Origin of the sequence: Burkholderia sp. Bp9016 (assembly GCF_003857765.1) — a bacterium.
Taxonomy (GTDB): Bacteria; Pseudomonadota; Gammaproteobacteria; order Burkholderiales; family Burkholderiaceae; genus Burkholderia.
The window spans coordinates 186,051-210,544 of the sequence record NZ_QTPY01000007.1 but is presented as its reverse complement, the minus strand read 5'-3'; the positions used below and the strand labels follow the sequence as shown (position 1 = coordinate 210,544).

The 24,494-nt window shown below is 65.7% G+C and carries 23 protein-coding genes; 13 read left to right on the top strand and 10 right to left on the bottom strand.

All coding sequences use genetic code 11. The features are described 5' to 3' along the window. The first annotated feature begins 87 nt into the window (after positions 1–87). From DIE13_RS11255 to DIE13_RS11215, 7 genes are all read left to right on the top strand, one after another. A complete protein-coding gene (locus DIE13_RS11255; protein ID WP_096506208.1) occupies positions 88–981 on the top strand; it encodes an inner membrane protein YpjD in 894 nt (297 codons plus the stop codon). Positions 982–994: 13 nt separating this feature from the next. Next, positions 995–1,312: a PP0621 family protein gene (locus tag DIE13_RS11250; RefSeq protein ID WP_124827209.1), complete on the top strand. Its 318-nt coding sequence runs from the start codon at positions 995–997 to the stop codon at positions 1,310–1,312. Next, positions 1,309–1,914 carry a 1,6-anhydro-N-acetylmuramyl-L-alanine amidase AmpD gene (ampD, locus tag DIE13_RS11245; RefSeq protein ID WP_124827208.1) on the top strand — a complete coding sequence of 202 codons (606 nt, stop codon included), beginning with the start codon at positions 1,309–1,311 and terminating at the stop codon, positions 1,912–1,914. The genes DIE13_RS11250 and ampD overlap by 4 nt, the downstream gene beginning before the upstream one ends. A 447-nt stretch (positions 1,915–2,361) precedes the next feature. Next, positions 2,362–5,352, top strand: a complete 2,991-nt coding sequence (locus DIE13_RS11235; RefSeq protein ID WP_124827206.1) for a ribonucleoside-diphosphate reductase subunit alpha — start codon at positions 2,362–2,364, stop codon at positions 5,350–5,352. A gap of 364 nt (positions 5,353–5,716) precedes the next feature. Then, positions 5,717–6,928, top strand: a complete 1,212-nt coding sequence (locus DIE13_RS11225; protein ID WP_124827204.1) for a ribonucleotide-diphosphate reductase subunit beta — start codon at positions 5,717–5,719, stop codon at positions 6,926–6,928. Between the two features lie 82 nt (positions 6,929–7,010). Next, positions 7,011–7,337, top strand: a complete 327-nt coding sequence (locus DIE13_RS11220) for a hypothetical protein (protein ID WP_124827203.1) — start codon at positions 7,011–7,013, stop codon at positions 7,335–7,337. A 28-nt stretch (positions 7,338–7,365) separates the two neighbouring features. Further along, entirely contained in the window at positions 7,366–8,037 is a 672-nt protein-coding gene (locus DIE13_RS11215; RefSeq protein ID WP_124827202.1) for a histone H1-like DNA-binding protein, read from the top strand. 221 nt (positions 8,038–8,258) lie between these two features. Here the strand turns inward: DIE13_RS11215 and DIE13_RS11205 are convergent, their stop codons facing one another. From DIE13_RS11205 to DIE13_RS11160, 10 genes are all read right to left on the bottom strand, one after another. Continuing rightward, positions 8,259–8,732, bottom strand: a complete 474-nt coding sequence (locus DIE13_RS11205) for a glycine zipper 2TM domain-containing protein (RefSeq protein ID WP_124827200.1) — start codon at positions 8,730–8,732, stop codon at positions 8,259–8,261. 19 nt (positions 8,733–8,751) lie between these two features. Further along, on the bottom strand, positions 8,752–9,690 hold the full coding sequence (locus DIE13_RS11200; RefSeq protein WP_124827199.1) for a carbohydrate kinase family protein: 939 nt from the start codon (positions 9,688–9,690) through the stop codon (positions 8,752–8,754). A 94-nt stretch (positions 9,691–9,784) separates the two neighbouring features. Continuing rightward, positions 9,785–10,288 (bottom strand): thiol peroxidase, encoded by a 504-nt coding sequence (tpx, locus tag DIE13_RS11195; RefSeq protein WP_124827198.1) that lies wholly within the window; start codon positions 10,286–10,288, stop codon positions 9,785–9,787. 72 nt (positions 10,289–10,360) lie between these two features. After that, positions 10,361–11,665, bottom strand: a complete 1,305-nt coding sequence (locus DIE13_RS11190) for a DUF3426 domain-containing protein (RefSeq protein ID WP_124827197.1) — start codon at positions 11,663–11,665, stop codon at positions 10,361–10,363. Positions 11,666–11,710: 45 nt separating this feature from the next. Continuing rightward, a complete protein-coding gene (gene prmA, locus DIE13_RS11185) occupies positions 11,711–12,613 on the bottom strand; it encodes a 50S ribosomal protein L11 methyltransferase (protein ID WP_124827196.1) in 903 nt (300 codons plus the stop codon). Between the two features lie 3 nt (positions 12,614–12,616). Next, positions 12,617–13,984 carry an acetyl-CoA carboxylase biotin carboxylase subunit gene (gene accC, locus DIE13_RS11180; protein WP_124827195.1) on the bottom strand — a complete coding sequence of 456 codons (1,368 nt, stop codon included), beginning with the start codon at positions 13,982–13,984 and terminating at the stop codon, positions 12,617–12,619. Positions 13,985–14,068: 84 nt separating this feature from the next. After that, positions 14,069–14,539 (bottom strand): acetyl-CoA carboxylase biotin carboxyl carrier protein, encoded by a 471-nt coding sequence (gene accB, locus DIE13_RS11175; protein WP_124827194.1) that lies wholly within the window; start codon positions 14,537–14,539, stop codon positions 14,069–14,071. 65 nt (positions 14,540–14,604) lie between these two features. After that, positions 14,605–15,057 (bottom strand): type II 3-dehydroquinate dehydratase, encoded by a 453-nt coding sequence (gene aroQ / locus DIE13_RS11170; protein WP_096506238.1) that lies wholly within the window; start codon positions 15,055–15,057, stop codon positions 14,605–14,607. 194 nt (positions 15,058–15,251) lie between these two features. Then, complete coding sequence (locus tag DIE13_RS11165) at positions 15,252–15,803, bottom strand: TlpA family protein disulfide reductase (RefSeq protein ID WP_124827193.1); 552 nt, start codon at positions 15,801–15,803, stop codon at positions 15,252–15,254. Positions 15,804–15,810: 7 nt separating this feature from the next. Continuing rightward, the gene (locus DIE13_RS11160) at positions 15,811–16,455 is read right to left on the bottom strand and encodes a UDP-N-acetylmuramate--alanine ligase (RefSeq protein ID WP_124827192.1); all 645 of its coding nucleotides are present in this window, start codon (positions 16,453–16,455) and stop codon (positions 15,811–15,813) included. 245 nt (positions 16,456–16,700) lie between these two features. On the opposite strand from DIE13_RS11160, the gene mpl reads away from it, so the two are divergent. From mpl to DIE13_RS11130, 6 genes are all read left to right on the top strand, one after another. Beyond that, a complete protein-coding gene (gene mpl, locus DIE13_RS11155; RefSeq protein WP_124827191.1) occupies positions 16,701–18,086 on the top strand; it encodes a UDP-N-acetylmuramate:L-alanyl-gamma-D-glutamyl-meso-diaminopimelate ligase in 1,386 nt (461 codons plus the stop codon). Then, complete coding sequence (locus DIE13_RS11150; RefSeq protein ID WP_124827190.1) at positions 18,083–18,652, top strand: YqiA/YcfP family alpha/beta fold hydrolase; 570 nt, start codon at positions 18,083–18,085, stop codon at positions 18,650–18,652. Before mpl ends, DIE13_RS11150 begins: the two co-directional genes overlap by 4 nt. A gap of 81 nt (positions 18,653–18,733) precedes the next feature. After that, entirely contained in the window at positions 18,734–20,824 is a 2,091-nt protein-coding gene (locus DIE13_RS11145) for an RNB domain-containing ribonuclease (protein WP_124827189.1), read from the top strand. Beyond that, the gene (aroE, locus tag DIE13_RS11140) at positions 20,821–21,687 is read left to right on the top strand and encodes a shikimate dehydrogenase (RefSeq protein WP_124827188.1); all 867 of its coding nucleotides are present in this window, start codon (positions 20,821–20,823) and stop codon (positions 21,685–21,687) included. Before DIE13_RS11145 ends, aroE begins: the two co-directional genes overlap by 4 nt. A gap of 14 nt (positions 21,688–21,701) precedes the next feature. Beyond that, positions 21,702–22,439 carry a monofunctional biosynthetic peptidoglycan transglycosylase gene (gene mtgA / locus DIE13_RS11135; protein WP_124827187.1) on the top strand — a complete coding sequence of 246 codons (738 nt, stop codon included), beginning with the start codon at positions 21,702–21,704 and terminating at the stop codon, positions 22,437–22,439. 434 nt (positions 22,440–22,873) lie between these two features. Then, positions 22,874–24,484 (top strand): S10 family peptidase, encoded by a 1,611-nt coding sequence (locus tag DIE13_RS11130; RefSeq protein WP_124827186.1) that lies wholly within the window; start codon positions 22,874–22,876, stop codon positions 24,482–24,484. The last annotated feature ends 10 nt before the right edge of the window (positions 24,485–24,494 follow it).

The window sequence follows — 24,494 nt, the reverse complement described above, 5'->3', positions numbered from 1 at the left end:
GGAGCGATGGACAGTGGGGCCCGAAGGCGCGATGGAACCTGACAAAGGGAGCCGTCGCGGGAAGGGGGCCTAGTGTAAACTTCGAACATGGATATTGTACTGTATGCCCTCACCGCATTCCTGTACGGCGGCCTCGCCGTTGCAGGCTGGCGCACGCACCGCCAGGGCGCGACGCCGCTCGTCGCGAGCGTGCCGGCCGTACCGGTCCCTGCGTCCGCCGCGTCGGGGATGAGCGGGGCCGGCCGCGCGCTGCTGTTTGCCGCGCTCGTCGCGCACGGCGTGCTGCTGCACATGACGATCTTCCCGAACGACGCGATGATCTTCGGTTTCGCGTTCGCGCTGTCCGCGATGTTCTGGCTCGGCGCCGGCATCTACTGGATCGAGAGCTTTTTCTTCCCGCTCGACAGCCTGCGCCTGCTCGTGCTGCCGCTCGCGTGCGTCGCGTCGCTGCTGCCGCTCGTGTTCGGCGGCGTGCGGGTGCTTCCTTACGCCGCAGCGCCGCTGTTCAAGATGCACTTCCTGATCGCGAACATCGCGTACGGTCTCTTCGCGATCGCCGCACTGCACGCAATCCTGATGCTGATGGTCGAGCGCCGTCTGCAGTCGCTGCGAAGCGGCGGACGCGGCGGCTCGACCGGCTGGATCGCGAGCTGGCTCGAAACGCTGCCGCCGCTCCTCACGCTCGAGAAGCTGCTGTTCCGGCTGATCGGCGCGGGCTTCGTGCTGCTCACGCTGACGCTTGCATCGGGGATCCTGTTCAGCGAGCAGGTCGATGCGCGCGCGCTGCGGCTCGACCACAAGACCGTGTTCGCGGTGCTGTCGTGGCTGATGTTCGGCGGCCTGCTGGTCGCGCGCAAGACATCGGGCTGGCGCGGGCGTGGCGCCGCGCGCTGGGTGCTCGTGTCGTTTGCCGCGCTGCTGCTCGCGTATGTGGGCAGCCGGTTCGTTTTCGAGGTGCTGCTGCACCGCTCCGTGGTTTGAACGCAGGTTTCCGATGCGACAGATTCTTCTCCTGATTCTTCTCTTCTTCGCGGGTTCGTGGATCGCGCGCAAGCTGCGCCAGGCCCAGGAGCACGCGCAGGCGCGCACCGGCCGCGGCGCCGGCTACGATGGCGCATCCGGTCACGGCGGCGCCGGCGCGGCACGCCCGAATGGCGATGCACGCTCGCTGCCCGAACCGATGGTGCGCTGCGCCGAATGCGGCGTGCATGCGCCGAAGGGCGAAGCCGTCGTGTCGGACGGCGAGTATTTCTGCAGCACCGAGCACGCGCAGCGCCATCGCACGCACGCGAGCGGCTCCGACGCGCGATGAGCGCCGTGCCGCTGCTGTCGGTCGACGCGAACGGCTGGGTGCGTGAAGCGCGCCATGCCCCGTCGCCGAATTTCGAGGCGCGGCCCGCGGGCGCGGTACCGACGCTCGTCGTCGTGCACAACATCAGCCTGCCGCCCGGCGAGTTCGGCGGCGACGCGATCGAGGCGCTGTTCCTGAATCGCCTCGATTGCGATGCGCACCCCTATTACCAGAGTCATCTGCGCGGCGTGCGCGTGTCCGCGCACTTCCTGATCCGCCGCGACGGCGAACTCGTGCAGTTCGTGTCGTGCGACGAGCGCGCGTGGCATGCGGGCGCGTCGGATTTCTTCGGCCGGCCGCGCTGTAACGACTTCTCGATCGGCATCGAGCTCGAAGGCGCGGACGACGTGCCGTTCGACGCGGCGCAGTACGCAACGCTCGGCGTGCTCGCACGCACGCTTGCGGCGCGCTACCCGGTCGATGCGGTAGCGGGGCATTCCGACATCGCGCCGGGCCGCAAGACCGACCCGGGTCCGCACTTCGATTGGCAACGCTTCGCGGACGATGCCGGCTTTTCCGCCGAATACTTTCCTTTCCGTCAGCACCGAGCGCAGGGTTTTTGAGCCGGCAAAAAAAATTTTTCCGACCAATGCCTTGTCACGTCTGCCCGTCCGGGGGGCAGGGGTGATGTCAATACCTTTCGCGCAAATTCTCCGTTTTGACCTCGTCCGAATGTCCACTATACTTGGTGCCGGTTGAGTAGTTCTGTACTAGATATAGTGTGTGCCGCAGGGGAAACCCCAGCGGCACCGGCCGGCGGGCAACGCCGGCGGACAGGGTTCTCAGGCGGCGCATCAGGCCGGGCGGTCCGGGCGTCGCGATCAAGCGCAGCGAACTTCGACGGGGCAGGGTATACATGACGAAGCACACGACCGGATCGGTTGTCGCGCATCGGCCGCACCGGTTTCCCCGACGCATCGCTCGCCTCTTACCGCTTGCGCACCGCATTGCGCAGCGTTCGTTTTAATCCGCGGTTCTCTCCGCACCATCCAACACCAGGAGCTTTGCATATGCAAACCACCGACAACGCGACCTCCCAGTACGAGAGCGCCTCGAGCCGTCCGCTCGGCGGGACCGAACAGGGCGCGCAGGGCCTCGCGCCGCAAGCCACATTCGCCGACTACAAGGTGATCCGCCGCAACGGCAGCGTGGTGTCGTTCGAGCCTTCGAAGATCGCGATCGCGGTGACCAAGGCTTTCCTGGCCGTCAATGGCGGGCAGGGCGCGGCATCGGCGCGCGTGCGCGAACTCGTCGAGCAGCTGACGCACAGCGTCGTGCGCGCGCTCGTGCGTAGCCGTCCGAACGGCGGTACGTTCCATATCGAAGACATTCAGGATCAGGTCGAACTCGCGCTGATGCGCGGCGGCGAGCACAACGTCGCGCGTGCGTACGTGCTGTATCGCGAGAAGCGTCACCTCGAGCGCCAGCATGCGGGCGAGGAAGCAGCGGCAGTCGGCGGCGAGGCGAGCACCGGCATCAACGTCGTCGACAACGGCGTCACGCGCCCGCTCGACCTGAACGCACTGCGCGCGCTGATCGTGTCGGCATGCGACGGTCTCGGCGCTGCGGTTAACCCTGACCCGATCGTCGCGGAGACGGTGAAGAACCTGTACGACGGCGTGCCGATGAGCCAGGTCTACGACTCGGCGATCCTCGCTGCGCGCACGATGATCGAAAAGGATCCGGCGTACAGCCAGGTCACGGCCCGCATCCTGCTGCACACGATCCGTCGCGAGATCCTCGGCGAGGAAGTTGTGCAGGCCGACATGTCGGCCCGCTACGCGGAATACTTCCCGCAGTTCCTGAAGCGCGGCGTCGACGCCGGCCTGCTCGACGACAAGCTGCTGCAGTTCGACCTGAAGCGTCTGGGCGAAGCGCTCGACGCGAACCGCGACCTGCAGTTCGGCTACCTCGGCCTGCAGACGCTGTACGACCGCTACTTCCTGCACGTCGACGGCAACCGCATCGAAATGCCGCAGGCATTCTTCATGCGCGTCGCGATGGGCCTGTCGCTGAACGAGATCGACCGCGAAACGCGCGCGATCGAGTTCTACAACGTGCTGTCGAGCTTCGACTTCATGAGCTCGACGCCGACGCTGTTCAACTCGGGCACGCACCGCTCGCAGCTGTCGTCGTGCTACCTGACGACGGTCGCGGACGATCTCGACGGCATCTATGAAGCGCTGAAGGAAAACGCGCTGCTGTCGAAGTTCGCCGGCGGTCTGGGCAACGACTGGACGCGCGTGCGCGCACTTGGCTCGCATATCAAGGGTACGAACGGCAAGTCGCAAGGCGTGGTGCCGTTCCTGAAGGTCGTCAACGACACGGCCGTCGCGGTCAACCAGGGCGGCAAGCGCAAGGGTGCGGTGTGCGCGTACCTCGAATCGTGGCACCTGGACATCGAGGAGTTCCTCGAGCTGCGCAAGAACACCGGCGACGATCGCCGCCGCACGCACGACATGAACACGGCGAACTGGATTCCCGACCTGTTCATGAAGCGCGTGATGGAAGGCGCGGACTGGACGCTGTTCTCGCCGTCGACCTGCCCGGATCTGCACGACAAGTTCGGCGCGGAGTTCGAGGCGGCTTACACGGCTTACGAAGACAAGGTCGCGCGCGGCGAGATCAAGCTGTTCAAGAAGATCCCGGCGCAGCAGCTCTGGCGCAAGATGCTCGGCATGCTGTTCGAAACGGGCCACCCGTGGATCACGTTCAAGGATCCGTGCAACATCCGCTCGCCGCAGCAGCACGTAGGCGTCGTCCACTCGTCGAACCTGTGCACGGAAATCACGCTGAACACGAGCGACACCGAAATCGCGGTGTGCAACCTCGGTTCCGTGAACCTCGTCGCCCACCTGGTGAAGCAGGCCGACGGCAGCTACGCGCTCGACCACGACAAGCTGAAGCGCACGATCAGCGTCGCGATGCGCATGCTCGACAACGTGATCGACATCAACTACTACGCGGTGCCGAAGGCGCGTAACTCGAACCTGAAGCACCGCCCGGTCGGCATGGGCATCATGGGCTTCCAGGACTGCCTGCACCTGCTGCGCACGCCGTACGCGTCGGAAGCGGCAGTCGAGTTCGCCGATCGTTCGATGGAAGCGGTCTGCTACTACGCCTACTACGCGTCGACCGAGCTGGCCGAGGAACGCGGCCGCTACTCGAGCTACCGCGGCTCGTTGTGGGATCGCGGCATCCTCCCGCAGGACACGCTGAAGCTGCTGACGGAAGCGCGTGGCGGCTACGTCGAGGTCGACACGTCCGAGTCGCTCGACTGGACGACGCTGCGTTCGCGGATCGCCTCGTACGGCATGCGCAACTCGAACTGCGTCGCGATCGCGCCGACGGCGACGATCTCGAACATCATCGGCGTGTCGGCGTGCATCGAGCCGACCTTCCAGAACCTGTACGTGAAGTCGAACCTGTCGGGCGAATTCACGGTGGTGAACGAGTACCTCGTTCGCGACCTGAAGGAGCGCGGTCTGTGGGACGAAGTGATGGTCGCCGACCTGAAGTACTTCGACGGGATGCTGTCGCGCATCGACCGCATCCCGTCCGACCTGCGTGCGATCTACGCGACCGCATTCGAAGTCGATCCGACGTGGCTGGTCGAAGCGGCATCGCGTCGCCAGAAGTGGATCGACCAGGCGCAGTCGCTGAACATCTACATGGGCGGCGCGTCGGGCAAGAAGCTCGACGAGGTCTACAAGCTCGCATGGCTGCGTGGTCTGAAGACGACCTACTATCTCCGCACGATGGCGGCGACGCACGTCGAGAAGTCGACGGTCGCACACGGCGCGCTGAACGCAGTGCCGACGGGCGGCTCGGGCAGCGGCGGCGCGCAAGGCGCAGCAGGCGGCTTCGGTGCGGCAGGTGGCGATGCATCGTCGGGTGCGGTCAATGCGGCACCGGCGCTCGCGCCGGTCGAAGCAGACGGTCCGGTGTGCACGATGCGTCCGGGCGATCCGGGCTTCGACGAGTGCGAAGCTTGCCAGTAACGCGGCGCGCATCGACCTGAAGAAGGTTCGAGCGGCGCGCACGACAACCGATCGAGGTTGAAGTGTGCGCCGCTCTCAACTAAAAAAATGATAAGGAATCTGTAACGCGACATCTGCGTTGCAGTCACTGGCAAGCGATCGAAACATCCCCGACAGCGTCGCGTTTCGATCAGCGTTCGATGCGTCGAGCGCACCTCGCGATACATGTGCGACACACGTCGCGCTCTGCATGAACGACGATGCGTTGCTCAAAGTGTTGTATCGAGGTCGCAACGCGAATCGAAAAAAGGATTTTTCGTGAGCGAACCCTTTTATCGCTCAGGAAAAGATGGTACAAACCGTTCTAAATTGATGGTGAGAATTTATGCTCAACTGGGATGACGAGAAGACTGCCGTAACCCCCGCGAGCGGAGCGCAGCAAAACGCGTTGCGCACCTCCGCCGGGATGGTTGTCGGAATGCAGGCCGCAGCGCCTGCCGCCCATCAGGTCCGTGACATTTTCGAAGGCGATCTTGCGGTGCCGCCGCAAGCATCAGCTGTTCCCGCTGGCGGTTCCGAAGCGCGGGTCAATGTCGCCGACAAGCGCATCATCAACGGCCAGACTGACGTCAATCAGCTGGTGCCGTTCAAGTACAAGTGGGCGTGGGAAAAGTATCTGGCGGGTTGCGCGAACCACTGGATGCCGCAGGAAATCAACATGTCCCGCGACATCGCACTGTGGAAGGACCCGAACGGTCTGACCGAGGACGAGCGCCGTATCGTCAAGCGTAACCTCGGTTTCTTCGTGACGGCCGATTCGCTCGCCGCGAACAACATCGTGCTCGGCACGTACCGCCACATCACGGCGCCCGAGTGCCGGCAGTTCCTGCTGCGCCAGGCGTTCGAAGAGGCGATCCACACGCACGCGTACCAATACATTGTCGAATCGCTCGGTCTCGACGAAGGCGAGATCTTCAACGCGTACCACGAGGTCACGTCGATCCGCGCGAAGGACGAATTCCTGATCCCGTTCATTCATACGCTGACGGATCCGGCCTTCAAGACCGGCACGCTCGAAGCGGATCAGAAGCTGCTGAAGTCGCTGATCGTGTTCGCCTGCATCATGGAAGGCCTGTTCTTCTATGTCGGTTTCACGCAGATCCTCGCGCTCGGCCGCCAGAACAAGATGACGGGTGCTGCGGAGCAATATCAGTACATCCTGCGCGACGAGTCGATGCACTGCAATTTCGGCATCGACCTGATCAACCAGATCAAGCTCGAGAACCCGCATCTCTGGACCGCGGAATTCCGCGCGGAGATCCGCGAGCTGTTCAAGCAGGCTGTCGAACTCGAATACCGCTACGCCGAGGACACGATGCCGCGCGGCGTGCTGGGTTTGAACGCGTCGATGTTCAAGAGCTACCTGCGCTTCATCAGCAATCGCCGTTGCCAGCAGATCGGCCTCGATCCGCTGTACCCGAACGAGGAAAACCCGTTCCCGTGGATGAGCGAAATGATCGACCTGAAGAAGGAACGCAACTTCTTCGAGACGCGAGTGATCGAGTATCAGACGGGCGGCGCGCTGTCCTGGGAATAACCCGCAGCAGCGAACCCGTCACATGATGGAGCAGCCGGTGGCCTCTCGGTCCCGGCCCAAGGTTTAGGAGCAAGAACGCCTGATGCAAAGCATGCCCGGTGCCTTAACGGCCCAACGACATGATCGGCACTTTGCGAACCCTTCAGTGGGATGGGCAAACTTCCCTCCGGAAAAAGCGGACGGCCGTGTGGCGGTCCGCTTGATCAAGCGATTAGGGGTGGCGGCGCGAGGTGCGCCGGCTACCGACTTGATTTGGCGCGCGAGGCCACGGGGTCACGCGCGCCATACCGTATTCATTAGCGTAAGCGAGCGGTATCCGCGTACGCCGATGAATAGCCCGCTTCGAAGCGCACGTCCTGAACAGCGTCCGCGGGAAGCGGGTTTTGACGAAGGGTGTAGTTTGAACTGACTCTCATCTGAACCTGAAGGAGAACAACATGGCTACTGCCAAGAAGAAACCGGCTGCTAAGAAGGTTGCTGCCAAGAAGACCGTTGCGAAGAAGGCTGCAGCTCCGGCGAAGAAGGCCGCTGCAGTGAAGAAGGTAGCTGCGAAGAAGGTCGCGGTGAAGAAGGTTGCCGCGAAGAAGGCAGCACCGGCGAAGAAGGCTGCCGCGAAGAAGGTCGCAACGAAGAAGGTTGCAGCCAAGAAGGTCGCAGCTAAGAAAGTCGCGGTGAAGAAGGTTGCCGCGAAGAAGGCTGCACCGGCGAAGAAGGCCGCTGTGAAGAAGGTTGCAGCCAAGAAGGCAGCACCGGCGAAGAAGGCTGCTGCGAAGAAGGCGGCACCGGCGAAGAAGGCTGCAGCCAAGAAGGCCGCGCCTGCGAAGAAGGCTGCAGCCAAGAAGGCCGCGCCTGCGAAGAAGGCTGCTGCGAAGAAGGCCGCGCCCGCCAAGAAGGCTGCCCCTGCGAAGAAGGCTGCTGCTGCACCGAAGGCTGCCGCTCCCAAGGCTGCTGCACCGGCGAAGAAGGCTGCTGCTCCGAAGAAGGCCGTCGTGAAGAAGGCCGCACCGGCAACCACCGCGTCGACCGCATCGGTTGCGCCGGCATCGGGCGCGAAGACCGCGCTCAACCCGGCAGCGGCATGGCCGTTCCCGACCGGCAGCCGCCCGTAATCGCGACTGACCAGTACCACCCGGACACTCACGTGGTGTCCGCGGGTTGAGTAGCGCTACTCAATCGGTCCCGCCATCTCGTTTGGATGGCGGGATTTTTTTCGTCCGCATTGCTGCGTCCATGTGCCGGCGGGCACGGCCGAGTAGGGGCGAAAAAAAACGCATGTGCAGCATCGCACATGCGTTCGACCGCGGCTTGCGCCGCGTGCTGAGGATGCTCGTTAGTGCGTGACGCGCGTGATGCCGCCGCTCGACAGCAGTCGCACGCGGTCGCCCGCGCGGAACATTTCGCCGCTCGCTGCCTGCGTGATCGAGCGCAGGTCGCCATTGTCGAGACGCACGGTGATTTCGACACCGTTCGCCGTGCTGAGGTTTTCGCCGACCGCGTTGCCCGCGACCGCGCCGACGAGACCGCCGGCGATCGCCGTCAGGATCGACCCCTTGCCGCCGCCGATCGCGCTGCCCGCGACTGCGCCGAGCGCACCGCCGCCGAGCGTGCCGATCGCGCTGCCGCCGCCGTCGGACTGGATGCGCACCGCACGGACGCTTTCGACCGTGCCCATGCGCACAGTCTGTTCGCGCTGTGCCTGGCCGACGCTATAGACATCCGCCGAACCCGGCGGCGTGAAGCAGCCGGCCAGCGTCAGCGTGGCCGTCAGCATGGCCGCGAGCGTGAGGGTTTTTTTCGTCAACATCTGTGCTCTCCCACAATATTCATTTGAGACTGTAACCGAAGGCAGCCTCGAAGCGCGCATCGATTTCGGCGCGCGTCAGTGCGTAAGTCTGGGGCCCTTGGTGGGCGATCTTGATCGAGCCCATCAGGCTCGCGAGGCGGCCCGTGGTTGCCCAGTCGAGACCATTTTCGATGCCGTACAGCAGGCCGCCCCGGAAGGCGTCGCCGCAGCCTGTCGGATCGACGACACGCTCGGATTGCACGACCGGAATCTGTTCTTCGCCGTTTTTGTGAAGAATGGTCGAGCCGTGCTCGCCGCGCGTGATGATCAACGCCTGAACCCGGCTGGCGATTTCCTGTTCGGACCAGCCCGTCTTGTCGCTGACGAGCTTGCCTTCGTAGTCGTTGACCGCGACGAAGGTCGCGAGTTCAATGATGCGTCGCAGCGTCGCACCGTCGAACAGCGGCAGGCCCTGGCCCGGATCGAAGATGAACGGAATGCCGGCCTTCGCGAATTGCTCGGCGTGCTGGACCATCCCTTCGAAACCGTCCGGTGCGACGATGCCGAGCTTCACGCCCGACACATCGTCCGCGCGGTTCAGATGCGACTGCATCATCGCGCCCGGGTGGAATGCGGTGATCTGGTTGTTGTCAAGATCGGTCGTGATCATCGCTTGCGCGGTGTGCGTTTCGGCCACCACGCGCACGCTCGCCTTCGACAGCCCGAGGGCATCGAGGCGCTCGAGATAGCGGTCCGCGTCGTTCGCGCCGACCGTCGCCATGATGCGCGCATCGCCGCCGAGCATGTGCAGTGCGTAAGCGATGTTCCCCGCGCAACCGCCGAATTCGCGACGCATCGTCGGCACGAGGAAGCTCACGTTGAGAAGGTGAACCTGGTCGGGCAGGATGTGCTCGCGAAACCGGCCTTCGAAGGTCATGATGTTGTCGTAGGCGAGCGAGCCGCAAATCAGCGTAGTCAAGGCGTGCGTTCCTGTAGAGAGCAAAGGGAGGCGGCCGCCCGGCCGGCGCGGAGGGCCCGTCGGGCCTCGCGCGGCAGGGCCGGGCGGCAGCGGATTACTTCAGTGCGGCGAGTGCTGCGTCGTAGTTCGGCTCGTCCTTGATCTCGCTGACGAGTTGCGCGTGGATCACCTTGTCCTGCGCGTCGAGCACGACGACCGCGCGTGCGGTCAGGCCGTTCAGCGGGCCGCTCGTCACGTCGACGCCGTAGGCGTTCGCGAATGCGCGGCCGGTGCGGAACGTCGAAGCCGTCACGACGTTCGACAGGCCTTCAGTCGTGCAGAAGCGCGTGGCGGCGAACGGCAGGTCGCCCGACACGACGATCACGACCGTGTTGTCGAGCGACGATGCGGCTTCGTTGAACTTGCGGGTCGACGTCGCGCAGGTCGGCGTGTCGAGGCTCGGCACGATGTTCAACACCTTGCGCTTGCCGGCGAAGCTGGCGAGCGACACGTCGGCGAGGTCCTTGCCGACCAGCTTGAAGTCGGGGGCTTGCGAGCCGACGGCCGGGAACGTGCCGGCGAGATCGATCGGGTTGCCACCCAGCGTAACTTTGCTCATGTTCGTGCTCCGAAATAGCGCGCCCCTTGGGCGCGCGGGTTGAGACGGCGCGCATGCGCGCGCCGCGACGCGTCACGGATAGAAGATCTGGACGCGGAAATTCGATGCGGGCGTGCCGTTCGTTTCGAGACGCACGACCATAGTCTGCGTCGCGCCGGCCGGCAACCCGGCGTCGATCGGCGTGCCCGGGCGCACGTAGTCGCGCGGCGCGAGCACGCGGCGCACGGTCACGTGATTGGTGTCGTCGAGCAGCGTGAGCTCGAGCGACGGATACGCGAGCGCGACGCGGTAGCGGTTCGTCAGCGGCACCTTCAGTTCCAGCACGCGCGGGCCGTCGAGCTGGCGCAGGTCGGTCGCGTCGAGCCGCAGGCCGTTGATCGCGCGCGGCGGCGTGAATGTGCAGCCGAGCGGCGCGCACGCCTGCCGGAACCAGTCCTGCGTGACGGGCCAATGGATCATCAGCGCTTCACGCTGCCACCATGCGAGCTGCGCGACGAGCAGCACCGCGAGCGCGGCGGCGACCAGGCCGCCGAAGAAGCCGCCGATCACCCCACGTTGCCGCGGCGCGAGTGTTTCGCGCGTGACGGCGAAGTGCGGGCGGTCGTCGTCGGTCAGCGTGGCGGGGAACGGTACGGCGGGTTTGCCGGCGGTCGCGGCTGGTGCAGCGGCGAATTCGTCCGAGTGGATGTCCGGTTCCGGTGCGGCTTGCGCCGGCGCGAATGCGAAGCGCGGTTCGCGCGGCGCGCGTTCGTCGTCGGGTGCGGCGAAGCGTGCGTAGCCGAAGGGTTCGGTCGTACTGCCAGAAACGCGCGCATCCGTGTCCGGCGGGGTGTGAGCGACGAAGCGCGGTTCGCGCGGATCGTGCTCGGCCGACGGTACGGACGACTCACCGGTTTCGTACGGAGCCGGTTTCGATTCGGCCGGTTGGGCGGAGGACGTGAAAGCGTGCGGTTCGGCAGGGGCGGGCGAGATCGGCGCGGGCGTGCCGGTCAGGTGAACGACGCCGGCCTCCGTGGCCGGCAGCGCCAGCGGCACCAGCGGTTCGGTGCGCACGGTCTGCACGTTGTGCTGCAAAGACGGGTCGACGCCGGCGTCGAGCCACGGCGCCCACATGTCCCAGCCTTCCGGCTTGTAGTCGGCATCGGACGCAGGTCCGGCAGGCGCATCGGCGGTGAAGAGCCGCGCCGGCGCAGTGTCGTGTTGCGCGCCGGCGGCAGCCGGCTCGGGCTGCTGCGCCAGTTCTGGAACGAGCGATTGCGACGCGTTGAAGACCTGCTGGCAGTGTCCGCAGCGTACGAGCCCGTCATGCAGCGAGAGCTGTTCCTGCCGCAGCCGGAAGACGGTTTCGCAATGAGGGCAGCGCGTCGCAAGAAGCATGTCGAGCCGGGCGGCCTGCTGGCCAGAGTGAGGGACAGCGCTATTCTAATGGCTTTCCCGCCGGGTTCCGGCGAGGCATACCCAACCTTCGTGTTCGCGCCAGACCGAGATGTCGACGTAGCGCGCATAGACGGCTGCGACTTCGTCCGCCTGGCGCGCGAGCACACCCGACAGCGCGATGCGGCCGCCCGGTTTCACTTTCGACGCGAGCATCGACGCCATCAGCTTCAGCGGGTTCGACAGGATGTTCGCGACGACGATGTCGAACTCGCCGGCCGGGCATGCGTCGGGCAGCCCGTACGTGACTTCCGCGCGGTTGCGTTCGCTGTTCTGCCGGGCCGATTCGACCGCCTGCGGATCGATGTCGATACCGACGACGGGGTTCGCCCCGCATTTCTGCGCAAGGATCGCGAGAATGCCGGAGCCGCAGCCGTAGTCGAGCACCGACTGGCCGGGCTGCACCGACTGCTCGAGCCATTCCATGCACAGGCGCGTGGTCGGGTGGCTGCCGGTGCCGAATGCGAGACCGGGGTCGAGTTCGAGGATCAGCGCGTCGGGATCGGGCGCGTCGTGCCAGGACGGCACGACCCAGATCCGCTCGCCGATCGGGATCGGCTCGAATTGCGACTGCGTGAGCCGCACCCAGTCCTGTTCCTCGACTTCACGAACGTCGAACTTCGGCGTCTCGGCGACGCCGATTTCGTTCGCGGCCGCCGCGAGCAGCACGGCCGGCTCGTGATCGGGCGACAGCAGCGCGACCACGCGCGAGTGCTGCCACGCGGTGCGGTCCGGCACAAGGCCCGGCTCGCCGAAGAGCGGCTGTTCGTCGGGCGTGTCGGCGTCGGCGTCCTCGACGGAAACCGACAGCGCGCCCAGTTCGAGCAGCGCGTCGGACAGCGCCTCCGCATGCTCACGGGCCAGTTCGACGACGAGTTCGCGATAGCTCATGCTTTACGCTTCTTCCGGTGCGACCTGCTGCTTCTGGGCGAGCCGGTGTTCGAGGTAGTGGATGCTGGTGCCGCCTTCGACGAACTTCGAGTCGATCATCAGCTCGCGGTGCAGCGGGATGTTGGTCTGGATGCCTTCGACGACCATTTCCGACAGCGCGATGCGCATCCGGCGGATCGCCTGGTCGCGCGTTGCGCCGTAGGTGATCAGCTTGCCAATCATCGAATCATAGTTCGGCGGCACGAAATAGCCATTGTAGGCATGCGAGTCGACGCGCACGCCGGGGCCGCCCGGCGTATGCCACGACGTGATCCGGCCCGGCGACGGCGTGAACTTGAACGGATCTTCGGCGTTGATCCGGCATTCGATCGCATGGCCGCGGAACTGGATGTCGCGCTGGCGCAGCGCGAGCTTCTCGCCGGCCGCGATGCGGATCTGTTCCTGCACGATGTCGACGCCCGTGATCATCTCCGACACCGGGTGCTCGACCTGCACGCGCGTGTTCATCTCGATGAAGTAGAACTCGTTGTTCTCGTACAGGAATTCAAACGTGCCCGCGCCGAGGTAGCCCATCTTCTTGCACGCGTCCGCGCAGCGGTCGCCGATGCGCTCGATCAGGCGGCGCGGAATGCCGGGCGCCGGCGCTTCCTCGATCACCTTCTGGTGACGGCGCTGCATCGAGCAATCGCGCTCGCCGAGCCAGATCGCGTTCTTGTGCGCGTCGGACAGCACCTGAATTTCGATGTGGCGCGGGTTCTCGAGGAACTTCTCCATGTACACCTGCGGGTTGCCGAACGCACGGCCGGCTTCCTCGCGGGTCATGTTGACCGCGTTCACGAGCGCAGCCTCGGTGTGCACGACACGCATCCCGCGGCCGCCGCCGCCGCCTGCGGCCTTGATGATCACCGGATAGCCGATCGTGCGTGCAATCTTCACGATCTCCTTCGGATCGTCCGGCAACGCGCCTTCCGAACCCGGCACGCACGGCACGCCGGTCTTGATCATGGTCTGCTTCGCGGTGACCTTGTCGCCCATCATGCGGATCGTTTCCGGGCGCGGGCCGATGAAAGTGAAGCCCGACTGCTCGACGCGTTCCGCGAAGTCGGCGTTCTCCGACAGGAAGCCGTAGCCGGGGTGGATCGCCTCGGCATCGGTGACTTCCGCGGCGCTGATCAGCGCCGGCATGTTCAGGTAGCTCAGGTTCGACGGAGCCGGGCCGATACAGACGGCTTCGTCCGCGAGGCGCACGTACTTGGCTTCCTTGTCGGCTTCCGAGTAGACGACCACCGTCTTGACGCCGAGTTCGCGGCACGCACGCTGGATGCGCAGCGCGATTTCACCGCGGTTGGCAATGAGGATTTTTTCAAACATAGCGAGTATTCGTCTCTTCGAGGGGCGCGCGAACGGCGCCTGGCGAGCATCGGCGGCGCGCGGCCGGCAGGCCGCGCGGCGGGCTTAGCCGATCACGAAAAGCGGCTGGCCGTATTCGACGGCCTGGCCGTTCTCGACGAGGATTTCCTTGATCACGCCGGCCTTGTCCGACTCGATCTCGTTGAGCAGCTTCATCGCTTCGATGATGCAGATGGTCTGGCCCTCCTTGACCGTGTCACCGACCTGGACGAACGGGTCCGCGCCCGGCGACGGCGCGCGGTAGAACGTGCCGACCATCGGCGACGTCACGACGTGGCCCTGCGGCACGGCGGGCGCGGCAGCGCCTGCCGGCGCAGCAGCCGCGCCTTCGGTCGGCAGCGCGGCCGAAGGCGCCGGTGCGCTGACCTGCGGGGCAAATCCTGCCGTCTGCTGGACATAGACCGGCGGCGCATTCTTGACGATACGCACCTTGCCTTCGCCCTCTGTCACTTCCAGTTCCGAGATGCCGGATTCGGAAACGAGGTCGATCAGAGTTTTCAGCTTACGAAGATCCATCGGGAGTTCCCCTTTCAATACGTGAAAGCGCCGGGTGGGACCGGCGCTGAATCTAGATCGCGAAATCAGCCGCGCGACGCGCCTTGCAGCTTGTCCAGCGCGTACTCGAGCGCGTACAGATAACCTTTCCAGCCCAGCCCGCAGATCACGCCTTCGGCCTGGTCGGAAAAGTAGGAGTGATGCCTGAACGCTTCGCGGCGGTGCACGTTCGACAGATGAATCTCGACGAACGGGATGCCAACGCCGGCGATCGCGTCCCGGATCGCGACGCTCGTGTGCGTATACGCGGCCGGATTGATCAGGATGAAGTCGGTTTGTTCCTGCCGTGCAGCCTGGATGCGGTCGACGAGCGCGCCTTCATGGTTGCTCTGGAACGACGACAACTCAGCCCCCGCTTCCTGCGCACGCGCGGCAAGCGCCTGATCGATCTGTGCCAGCGTGACGTGGCCGTACACCTCCGGTTCCCGGGTGCCGAGAAGATTCAGGTTGGGGCCGTGCAGCACCAGCAATCGTGTCATGGTCGCTTCTATTTCTGCGGAATTGCGCGAACTTTAGCGCTATTTAGAGAATTTTGTCTAGTTTTGCCGAACGGCTGGGCGCGCCGGACCTGCAAGAATTACCGGTGCGGATGCAAAGTATCGGCGAATTGACGTGAAATTGCGGCGATCGACACACAAATCGCCGCCAACGTGCGGGCGGCCGTTCCGGTCGATCACAACGCGTCGAGGGTCTTTTTCAGCTCGGCCGGCTGGATTTGTCCCAATTTTGTCTCGCGAATCTTGCCGGTCTCGTCGATGACGACCGTAAACGGCAGCGCGCCGGCGGTATTTCCGAAATTACGGGCCAGATCGGCGCCCGCGTAGCCGCTGACGAAAACCGGGTAGTCGACCTTCACCTTCTGCAGGAAGCTCTTCACGTTCTGGTCCGAATCGACGCCGATCCCGATGAAGCGGATGCCTTTCTGCCTGTATTGATGCGACAGCGCGACGAGTTCCGGCATCTCCTCGACGCACGGGCCGCACCACGATGCCCAGAAGTTGACGACCACTTTCTGGCCCTTGAACGACGCGAGCGACGCGGGCTTGCCGTCGACGCCCGTGAGCGACGCGGCCCAGAGCTGATCGACCGGGCTGCCCTGAGCGGGCGCGGCGACGGCGACGCCGTCGTCGGCACTGTCGCCGTGGAACCAATGGCCGGCGGCGATCCCGCCGGCGACGGCGGCGGCCGCGACGACCGCGAGCGCCAACATGCGTTTCATCATCATCGTTGAATCATTCCGGTTCGGAAGGGGCGTTGCCTGCCTCGACGAGCGCGCGCAATGCGGCGGCGTCCGCGCGGGCGACCCGGCCACGCGCGTCGGCCTTGACCGCGCCGCGCAGGTCGTCGCTCGCGTAGAGCGCGACGTGAATGCCGATCGCGTCGACGTCGCGCCGCGGGCGCCACAGGAAGCTGAGCGTCTCGACGTCGGCGCGACCGGCGAAATGCCGCGTCTCAGACACGTCGTACTGAACGTTCTGGTTCAGCAGGTAGATCGCGACGTCCTTCGGGTTGTCGGTGAATATCTGCAAATGAATATCCGAATGCTCGTTCGCGGTGCCGTTCAGCACCGCGCCCGTCACATAGGGATTGAACTCGGCGAGCCGGCGCATCCAGTCGAGGGCGATTTCGCGCAGCCGGCGCAGTTCGTCCGGTTGCGTGTCGCTCTGGAACAGGGCGAGGTACTCGCGCAGTTCTTCCTCGATCAGGTCGTTATCCGGCAGCCATTCGCCGGCAACGCGCGTGTCGCCGAATAGCTGGCGCGCGGCCTTGCGTTTTGCGCTGGCGTAATCGAGGCCGTCTTCCGCGATCAGGCGGGCGGCGGACTGGGCGATTTCCTCGCGGGCGCGCCGCGGGTCGACAAGGGGTTTGCGAGACATGATCCGGCAATCATACTCGATCGCTGCCATGCCCGAACGCGCTGCGGCTGCGTGCCGCCCGCCGCGCCGGCCGGCACCTGCATCCATCGTTCGGGCCGCCGGGCACGGCAGGCCGTCAGTTACAATGACGGTCTTTGTGTCGCGGCGAAAGTCGTTGACCGGGCGTCGGCCGCACGGCCTGTCCGGCGCGCCGCTGACCTTCCTTTCCGAATCGACGGCGCCCGGCGGCGCGAAAGCATTCATCTATGCACATCCACATTCTTGGCATCTGCGGCACCTTCATGGGCGGTCTTGCCGTGCTCGCGCGCGAGGCGGGCCACACGGTGACGGGTTGCGACGCGGGCGTCTATCCGCCGATGAGCACGCAGCTCGAGGCGCAGGGCATCAAGCTGATCGAGGGCTACGGCGCCGAGCAGATCGGCCTGAAGCCAGACCTGTTCGTGATCGGCAACGTCGTCACGCGCGGTAATCCGCTGATGGAGGCGATCCTCGATCGCGGCCTGCCGTACGTATCCGGTCCGCAATGGCTCGGCGAGCACGTGCTGGCGGGCAAGTGGGTGCTGGCGGTCGCGGGCACGCACGGCAAGACGACCACGTCGTCGATGCTCGCGTGGCTGCTGGAGGATGCAGGCCTGAACCCGGGCTTCCTGATCGGCGGCGTGCCGCTGAACTTCGGGGTGTCGGCGCGGCTGACCGATTCGAGCTTCTTCGTGATCGAGGCCGACGAATACGACACGGCGTTCTTCGACAAGCGCTCGAAGTTCGTCCATTACCGGCCGCGCACCGCGGTGCTCAACAATCTCGAATTCGATCACGCCGACATCTTTCCGGATCTCGCTGCAATCGAGACGCAATTCCATCATCTCGTGCGCACCGTGCCGGGCGTCGGCCGCATCGTCACGAACGGCCGCTCGGATGCGCTTGAGCGCGTGCTCGCACGCGGCTGCTGGAGCGAAGTCGAACGCTTCGGCGTCGACGGCGGCTGGCAGGCGTTGCCGGCCGAGGACGGCGTGCCGGTCGACGAGCGCTTCGCGGTGTACTCGCAAGCCGGGCGCGTCGGCGAAGTCGCGTGGCAGGTGCAGGGCGATCACAACCGGATGAACGCGCTCGCGGCGATCGCGGCCGCGCGCCACGTCGGCGTTCCGCCAGCGCAGGCGGCCGAATCCCTCGCGTCGTTCCGCAACGTGAAGCGGCGCATGGAAGTGCGCGGCAGCGTCGACGGCGTGACCGTCTACGACGACTTCGCGCACCACCCGACCGCGATCGAAACCACGATCGCCGGCCTTCGCGCACGAATCGGCCGCCAAAATTCCCGCATCCTCGCCGTGCTCGAGCCGCGCTCGAACACGATGAAGCTCGGCGTGATGAAGGCGCAACTGCCGGCGAGCCTCGCCGACGCCGATCTGGTGTTCGGCTACGGCGCGCCGACCGGGCGCGACGCGCTCGGCTGGAACCTCGGCGACGCGCTCGCGCCGCTCGGCGACAAGGCGCGCGCGTTCGACGATCTGCATCTTCTGGTGAAGTCGGTCGTCGAGGCCGCACGTCCGGGCGACCACGTGCTCGTGATGAGCAACGGCGGTTTCGGCGGCGTGCACCAGAAGCTGCTCGACGCGCTCGGGAGCCGCGCGTGATCCTGTATCTGCACGGGTTCCGCTCGTCGCCGGAGTCGCAGAAGTCGCGGCTGCTGGCCGCGCGCCTGGCCGAACTCGGCCGCACGAGCGAGTGGCGTTGCCCGTCGCTGTCGGTGTCGCCGCTCGACGCGATCGCCGTCGCGCAGGCCGAGGTGGCCGGCGCGCGCGACGTGACGGTGATCGGCAGTTCGCTCGGCGGCTATTACGCGACCTGGCTGGCGGAAAAGCACGGCTGGAAGGCGGTGCTGCTGAATCCGGCGATCGCGCCGCAGCGCGATCTCGAACACTATCTGGGCGAACAGCCGCTGTGGCACGGCGGCGGGTCGATCGTCGTCGAGCGCCGTCACCTCCACGAACTCGATGCGCTGCGCGTGCCGGCGATTTCGCGGCCCGAACGCTACTATCTGTTCGCGGCGACCGGCGACGAAGTGCTCGACTACCGCGAGATGCTCGCCCATTACCCGGGCGCGAAGACGCGCGTGATCGAAGGCAGCGATCACGGAATCAGCGAATTTGCCGACTATGTCGACGACGTTCTTGCTTTTTGCGACGACAGAACGTCATGAACCCGGCGTCATGCCGATCGAATTCCCATCATCATGCGGCGCCGCCGATGCGGCGCCCGGCAGTCTGAACGAGAGTACTGAGTGAACGTTTTCTTCGAGGAATCGGGCAGTTTCAAGGCGGGCAGCGTGCTGTCGCGCCAGGGCGACGCATTTCAGGTCGAGTTGCCCGGCGGGCGGCGGGCGAAGGTACGTGCAAAGGACGTGCTGATCGAATTCGAAAAGCCGGCCGCGGGCGAGCTGATGCAGGAAGCCGATACGGCCGCGCAGCAGATCGATCTGGATTTCCTGTGGGAATGCGCGCCGGCCGAGGAGTTCGCCTATACGGCGCTGGCCGCGGAGTACTTCGGTGCGACCTACGGCCCGGTCGAGCGCGCGGCGCTCGTGCTGCGCCTGCACGGCTCGCCCGTCTATTTCCGCCGCAAGGGGCGCGGGCAATACCAGCGCGCGCCGGAGGAGCAGCTCAAGATGGCGCTCGCGTCGCTCGAGCGCAAGCGCCAGCAGGCGCTCGTCCAGGCGCAGTATGAAGAGGAACTGAAGGCCGGCAAGCTGCCGGAAGCGTTCGCGGGCAAGGTGCTCGGGCTGCTGACGCGGCCGGACAAGAACGCGATCGAATACAAGGCGCTCGAGGCCGCGGCCGGCGCGCGCGGCGTATCGCCGGCGCGGCTGATGCTCGATTGCGGCGGCATCGAGTCGGCGCGTGCGCTGCACGAGGCGCGCTTTCTCGCGGAATTCTTCCCGCACGGCACGGGTTTTCCGCCAGTCACGGTCGGCCCGCTGCCGGACGACCTGCCGCGCGCGGACGTCCAGGCATTCTCGATCGACGACATCACGACGACCGAAATCGACGACGCGTTCTCGGTCGAGCACCTGTCCGACGGTCGCGTGCGGATCGGCGTGCACATCGCGGCGCCGGCGCTCGGCATCGTGCGCGGCGACGCGGTCGATGCGATCGCGCGGGCACGCCTGTCGACCGTCTACATGCCGGGCGACAAGATCACGATGCTGCCGGACGACGTCGTCGACGTGTTCACGCTGAAAGAGGGCGACTACCGCCCGGCGCTGTCGCTGTACATCATCATCAATCGCGAAACGCAAGAGATCGTCGCGAACGAGACGCGTGCAGAGCTCGTGTACGTGAAGAACAACCTGCGTCACAACACGCTCGACGAACTCGTCAACGAGGAGACGCTCGCGGCCGGCACCGGCGACTACCCGCACAAGGACGACATCGCCGTGCTGTGGCCGCTCGCGCAGGCGCTGTTCGAGAAGCGTCAGGTCGCGCGCGCGGGCTACGGCCTGAAGCGAGAAGTGCAGCGCAACACCGATTACAACTTCTACGTCGAAGGCGAGCACGTGTCGATCACGCCGCGCCGCCGCGGCTCGCCGCTCGACCTGATCGTGTCGGAGCTCGCGATCCTCGCGAATTCGACGTGGGGCGCGTTCCTGCACGATCACACGGTGCCGGGCATCTACCGCTCGCAGCGCGGCTTCGGCGCGCCGGGCCCGAAGCGCACGCGGATGCAGACGACGGCCGCGCCGCACGAGGGCCTCGGCGTCGCGCAGTACGCGTGGAGCACGTCGCCGCTGCGCCGCTATGTCGACCTCGTGAACCAGTGGCAACTGCTCGCGTGCGTGCAGCACGGCGTCACCGCGAAGCTTGCCGCACCGTTCAAGCCGAAGGACGCCGACCTGTACGCGGTCGTGCAGGGCTTCGACGACACCTATACCGCGTATGCCGATTACCAGCGCCGGATGGAGTACTTCTGGTGCCTGCGCTGGCTTGCGCAGGAGCAAAAGAAGCAGGTCGTCGCGAGCGTGGTGAAGGGCGATCTCGTGCGCCTCGAGGAAATCCCGCTGCTGCTGCACGTGCCGGGGCTCGGCGTGCATGCGCGCGGCACCCGTGTGCTGCTCGACGTGATGTCGCTCGACGAGCTGACGATCGAGGCGTCGGTGCGACTGCTGAACGTGCTCGACGCGCCGACCGTGACGAGCGGTGACGCGGCCGACGACGAAGAAGAGGCGGAAGGCGGCGACGACACGCTGGTCGATGCGGCAGACGCGTCGGCCGAAACCGAAGCCGAAGCGCTGGCCGAGGCGGACGGCGCGGCGGCCGAAGGCGGCGATGCCGCGAGCGGCAACGGTAACGGCAGCGAAGAGGGGCGTGCATCATGAGCGCAGCGGTATCGACGGGCGGCGCCGACCGCTATGTCGTGTTCGGCAATCCGGTGGCGCACAGCAAGTCGCCGTTCATCCACACGCAGTTCGCCGCGCAGACCGGCGAGGCGATCGTCTACGAACACCGGCTCGCGCCGGTCGACGGCTTCGAGCCCGCCGTGCGTGCGTTCATCGCCGAAGGCGGCCGCGGCGCGAACGTGACGGTGCCGTTCAAGCTCGACGCGCATGCGCTCGCCGACATGCTGTCGCCGCGCGCGGCGGCAGCGGGCGCGGTGAACACGCTGCGCATCGACGCCGACGGCAGCATCCACGGCGACAACACCGATGGCGTCGGCCTCGTGCGCGACATCGAACTGAATCTCGGCGTGTCGCTGGCGGGTGCACGCATCCTGCTGCTCGGCGCGGGCGGCGCGGCGCGCGGCGTCGTGCTGCCGATGCTCGACCGCGCGCCGCTGTCGATCACGATCGTGAACCGCACGGCGAGCAAGGCCGAGACGCTCGTCGGCCAGTTCACGCAGGCCGCGCACGATGCGGGCTGCGTGCTGTCGGGCGGCGGCCCGGAGGCGGTGCGTGCGCAGCGGTACGACGTGATCGTCAACGCGACGGCCGGCAGCCTCGATGCGGCGCTGCCGGAGTGCGACCCGGCAGCGTTCGGCGCGGGCACGCTCGCGTACGACATGATGTACGGCGCGCAGCCGACCGTGTTCATGCAGCACGCGGCGTCGCTCGGCGCACGCACGGCCGACGGCCTCGGGATGCTGGTCGAGCAGGCTGCCGAATCGTTCTTCATCTGGCGCGGCGTGCGGCCGGACGGCGCGCCGGTGCTCGCGGCGCTGCGCCAGGCGCTCGCCGCGAACTGAGCGGAGCGCGGCAGGTGGTGGCGGTGAGCGACGCGCAGCGCACGCGGACGGTGAGCCCGGCCCGCTGGATCGTCTATGCGGGTTCGGTGTTCGCGGGCGCCTGGCTCGCGACGCAACTGTTCTACCTCGCGCAGATCGCGTTGTGGTCGTTCATCAATCCCGGCTCGACCGCGTTCATGCGCACTGACGCATGGTGGCTGTCGCGCGAGAATCCGCCCGCGCAGATCCGGCACCAGTGGGTGCCGTACGACCAGATCTCGCGCAACCTGAAGCGCGCGCTGATCGCCTCCGAGGATTCGACGTTCGCGACCAACAACGGCTACGACGTCGATGCGATCCTGCAGGCGTGGGAGAAGAACAAGGCGCGCGGCCGGATCGTCGCGGGCGGGTCGACGATCACACAACAGCTGGCGCGCAACCTGTTCCTGTCGCGCGAGAAGAGCTACATCCGCAAGGGGCAGGAGCTCATCATCACGTGGATGCTCGAGACGGTGCTCGACAAGGAGCGGATCTTCGAGATATACCTGAATTCGGTCGAGTGGGGGCGCGGCGTGTACGGCGCCGAGGCTGCTGCACGCTATTACTACAAGATTCCCGCAAGCCGGCTCGGCGCATGGCAGTCGGCCCGCCTCGCGGTGATGCTGCCGAAGCCGCGCTGGTTCGACACGCATCGCGGCTCGGCCTACCAGGCGCAGCGCGCGGCCGTCATTGCCCGCCGGATGGGCGCGGCCGAACTCCCGCAATCGCAGTGACGCAGTGAGCGGCGCGCCCGCTCCCGCCGCATCTTCCGTTTCGCCGCCGACGCAGTATTGGTGCGCTGCAGCGCATTCGTGTCACCCGCATTTCGGGTCGCATCCATTAGACGAATCCGTCTATTTCGCTTTACTGAACGATGCCGGCAGCCGCGTGACTTTGTTTGCCGATATGGCACGAAATCCGGGGATTTTTAGTGTTTTCCGATAAACACGGCATGCTGTGAAAGGCGAATGAAATTAAATGGTTCGCAAATCGAAGCATTGTTGAAAGGTGTGCGCCGCACCGGCTTCGGGTCAAATATTTCCAAATTTTTCAAAGCCCACCTGCTCGCGTATATTGGCCGGCGCCTCGGCTTATCGGCCGCACTCGAGGCGGGGGGCGGCTTACCCGGCTGCTCGACACAAAAACATTCGAGAGAAGGAAAGCAACGATGCCAGCGAGCAAAGCGAAGCTGTTGTTGGGGGTTGTGTTCTCTTCGCTGATTCTGACGGCCTGCAACGACGACGTGACGTCGTCCGCTGCGACAGGCGCCGACAGTTCAGCCGATCCCGCCGCCCAGGCGGACAAGCCGTACAACGATCCGAACAGTTATTCGTCGAGTGCGACCGCGTCGCTCGACGCGTCCGCCGCGGTCGAAAAGGCCGCCGTCACCCATCACACGATCACGCTGAACGGTCAGACGATCCGCTATACGGCCACGGCCGGCCACCTCGTCGCTCGCAATCCGCAGACGGGCGCGCCCGAAGCATCGTTCTTCTACGTCGCGTACACGGCCGACAACCAGCCCGCGGCGAAGCGACCCGTCACGTTCCTGTACAACGGCGGCCCCGGCTCGGCATCGGTGTGGCTGCATCTCGGTTCGTTCGGCCCGAAACGGATCCAGACGGGCGACCCGAACGCGAACACGTCGACGTTCCCGTTCGTCGACAACGCGGAAAGCCTGCTCGACACGACCGACCTCGTGTTCGTCGATGCAATCGGCACCGGGTACTCCGAAGCCATCGCGCCGAACACGAACCAGACGTTCTGGGGTGTCGACCAGGACGGCGGCGCGTTCCGCGACTTCGTCACGCGCTACCTCGCGGTGAACCAGCGCAGCGATTCGCCGAAGTACCTGTTCGGCGAGTCGTACGGCACGCCGCGCACCGACGTGCTCGCGAACCTGCTCGAGACGGCCGGCGTGAACCTGGCCGGGATCGTGCTGCAATCGTCGATTCTGAACTACAACGCCAACTGTGACATGGCGAGCGACTATGTCGGCAACTCGAACAACGGGTCGAGCCCGGTCAGTTGCGCGGGCTTCGTGCCGTCCTATGGCACCGTCGGCGCGTACTACCAGCTCGACAATCCGAACCCGTCGAGCCTGCCGCAATACGCGGACCAGATGCGCCTGCTGACGGCCGGCAGTTATGCGCCTGCGGTGAACGCGTATCTCGCGAGCCACACGCCGCCGTCGCCCACGCTCGTCACGACGATGGTGAATTCGACCGGCGTGAAGCAGGCGCTGTGGAACGCCGACTTCAACGTGATCCCGACCTTCTTCGACAACAGCTTCCAGGTGTCGCTGATCCCGGGCACGCTGATCGGCCGGTACGACGCGCGCGTGAACGTGCCGTCGTCGAGTCCGCTCGCGGCGGAAGGCGACCCGTCGAGCACGTACATCACGAAGCCGTTCACGGACACGATCGGCACCTATCTGCCGAACGTGCTGAAGTACAGCGCGCAGTCCGCGTATTCGCTGAGCAGCAATGCGATCAACACGTGGGACTGGACGCACGACGGCCTCGCGATGCCCGACACGATCCCCGATCTCGCCGCGGCGCTCACGCTCAATCCGTCGCTGAAGGTGCTGTCGCTGAACGGGTATCACGACATCGCGACGCCGTTCTACCAGACCGAGCTCGACCTCGCGCGGCTCGGAACGCAACCGAACCTGACGATCAAGGACTATCAGGGTGGACACATGGTCTATCTCGACGATACGTCGCGTCCGCAGGAGAAAGCCGACCTCGTGACCTTCTACAACGCGGCCGCGCACTGATGCGATGTGC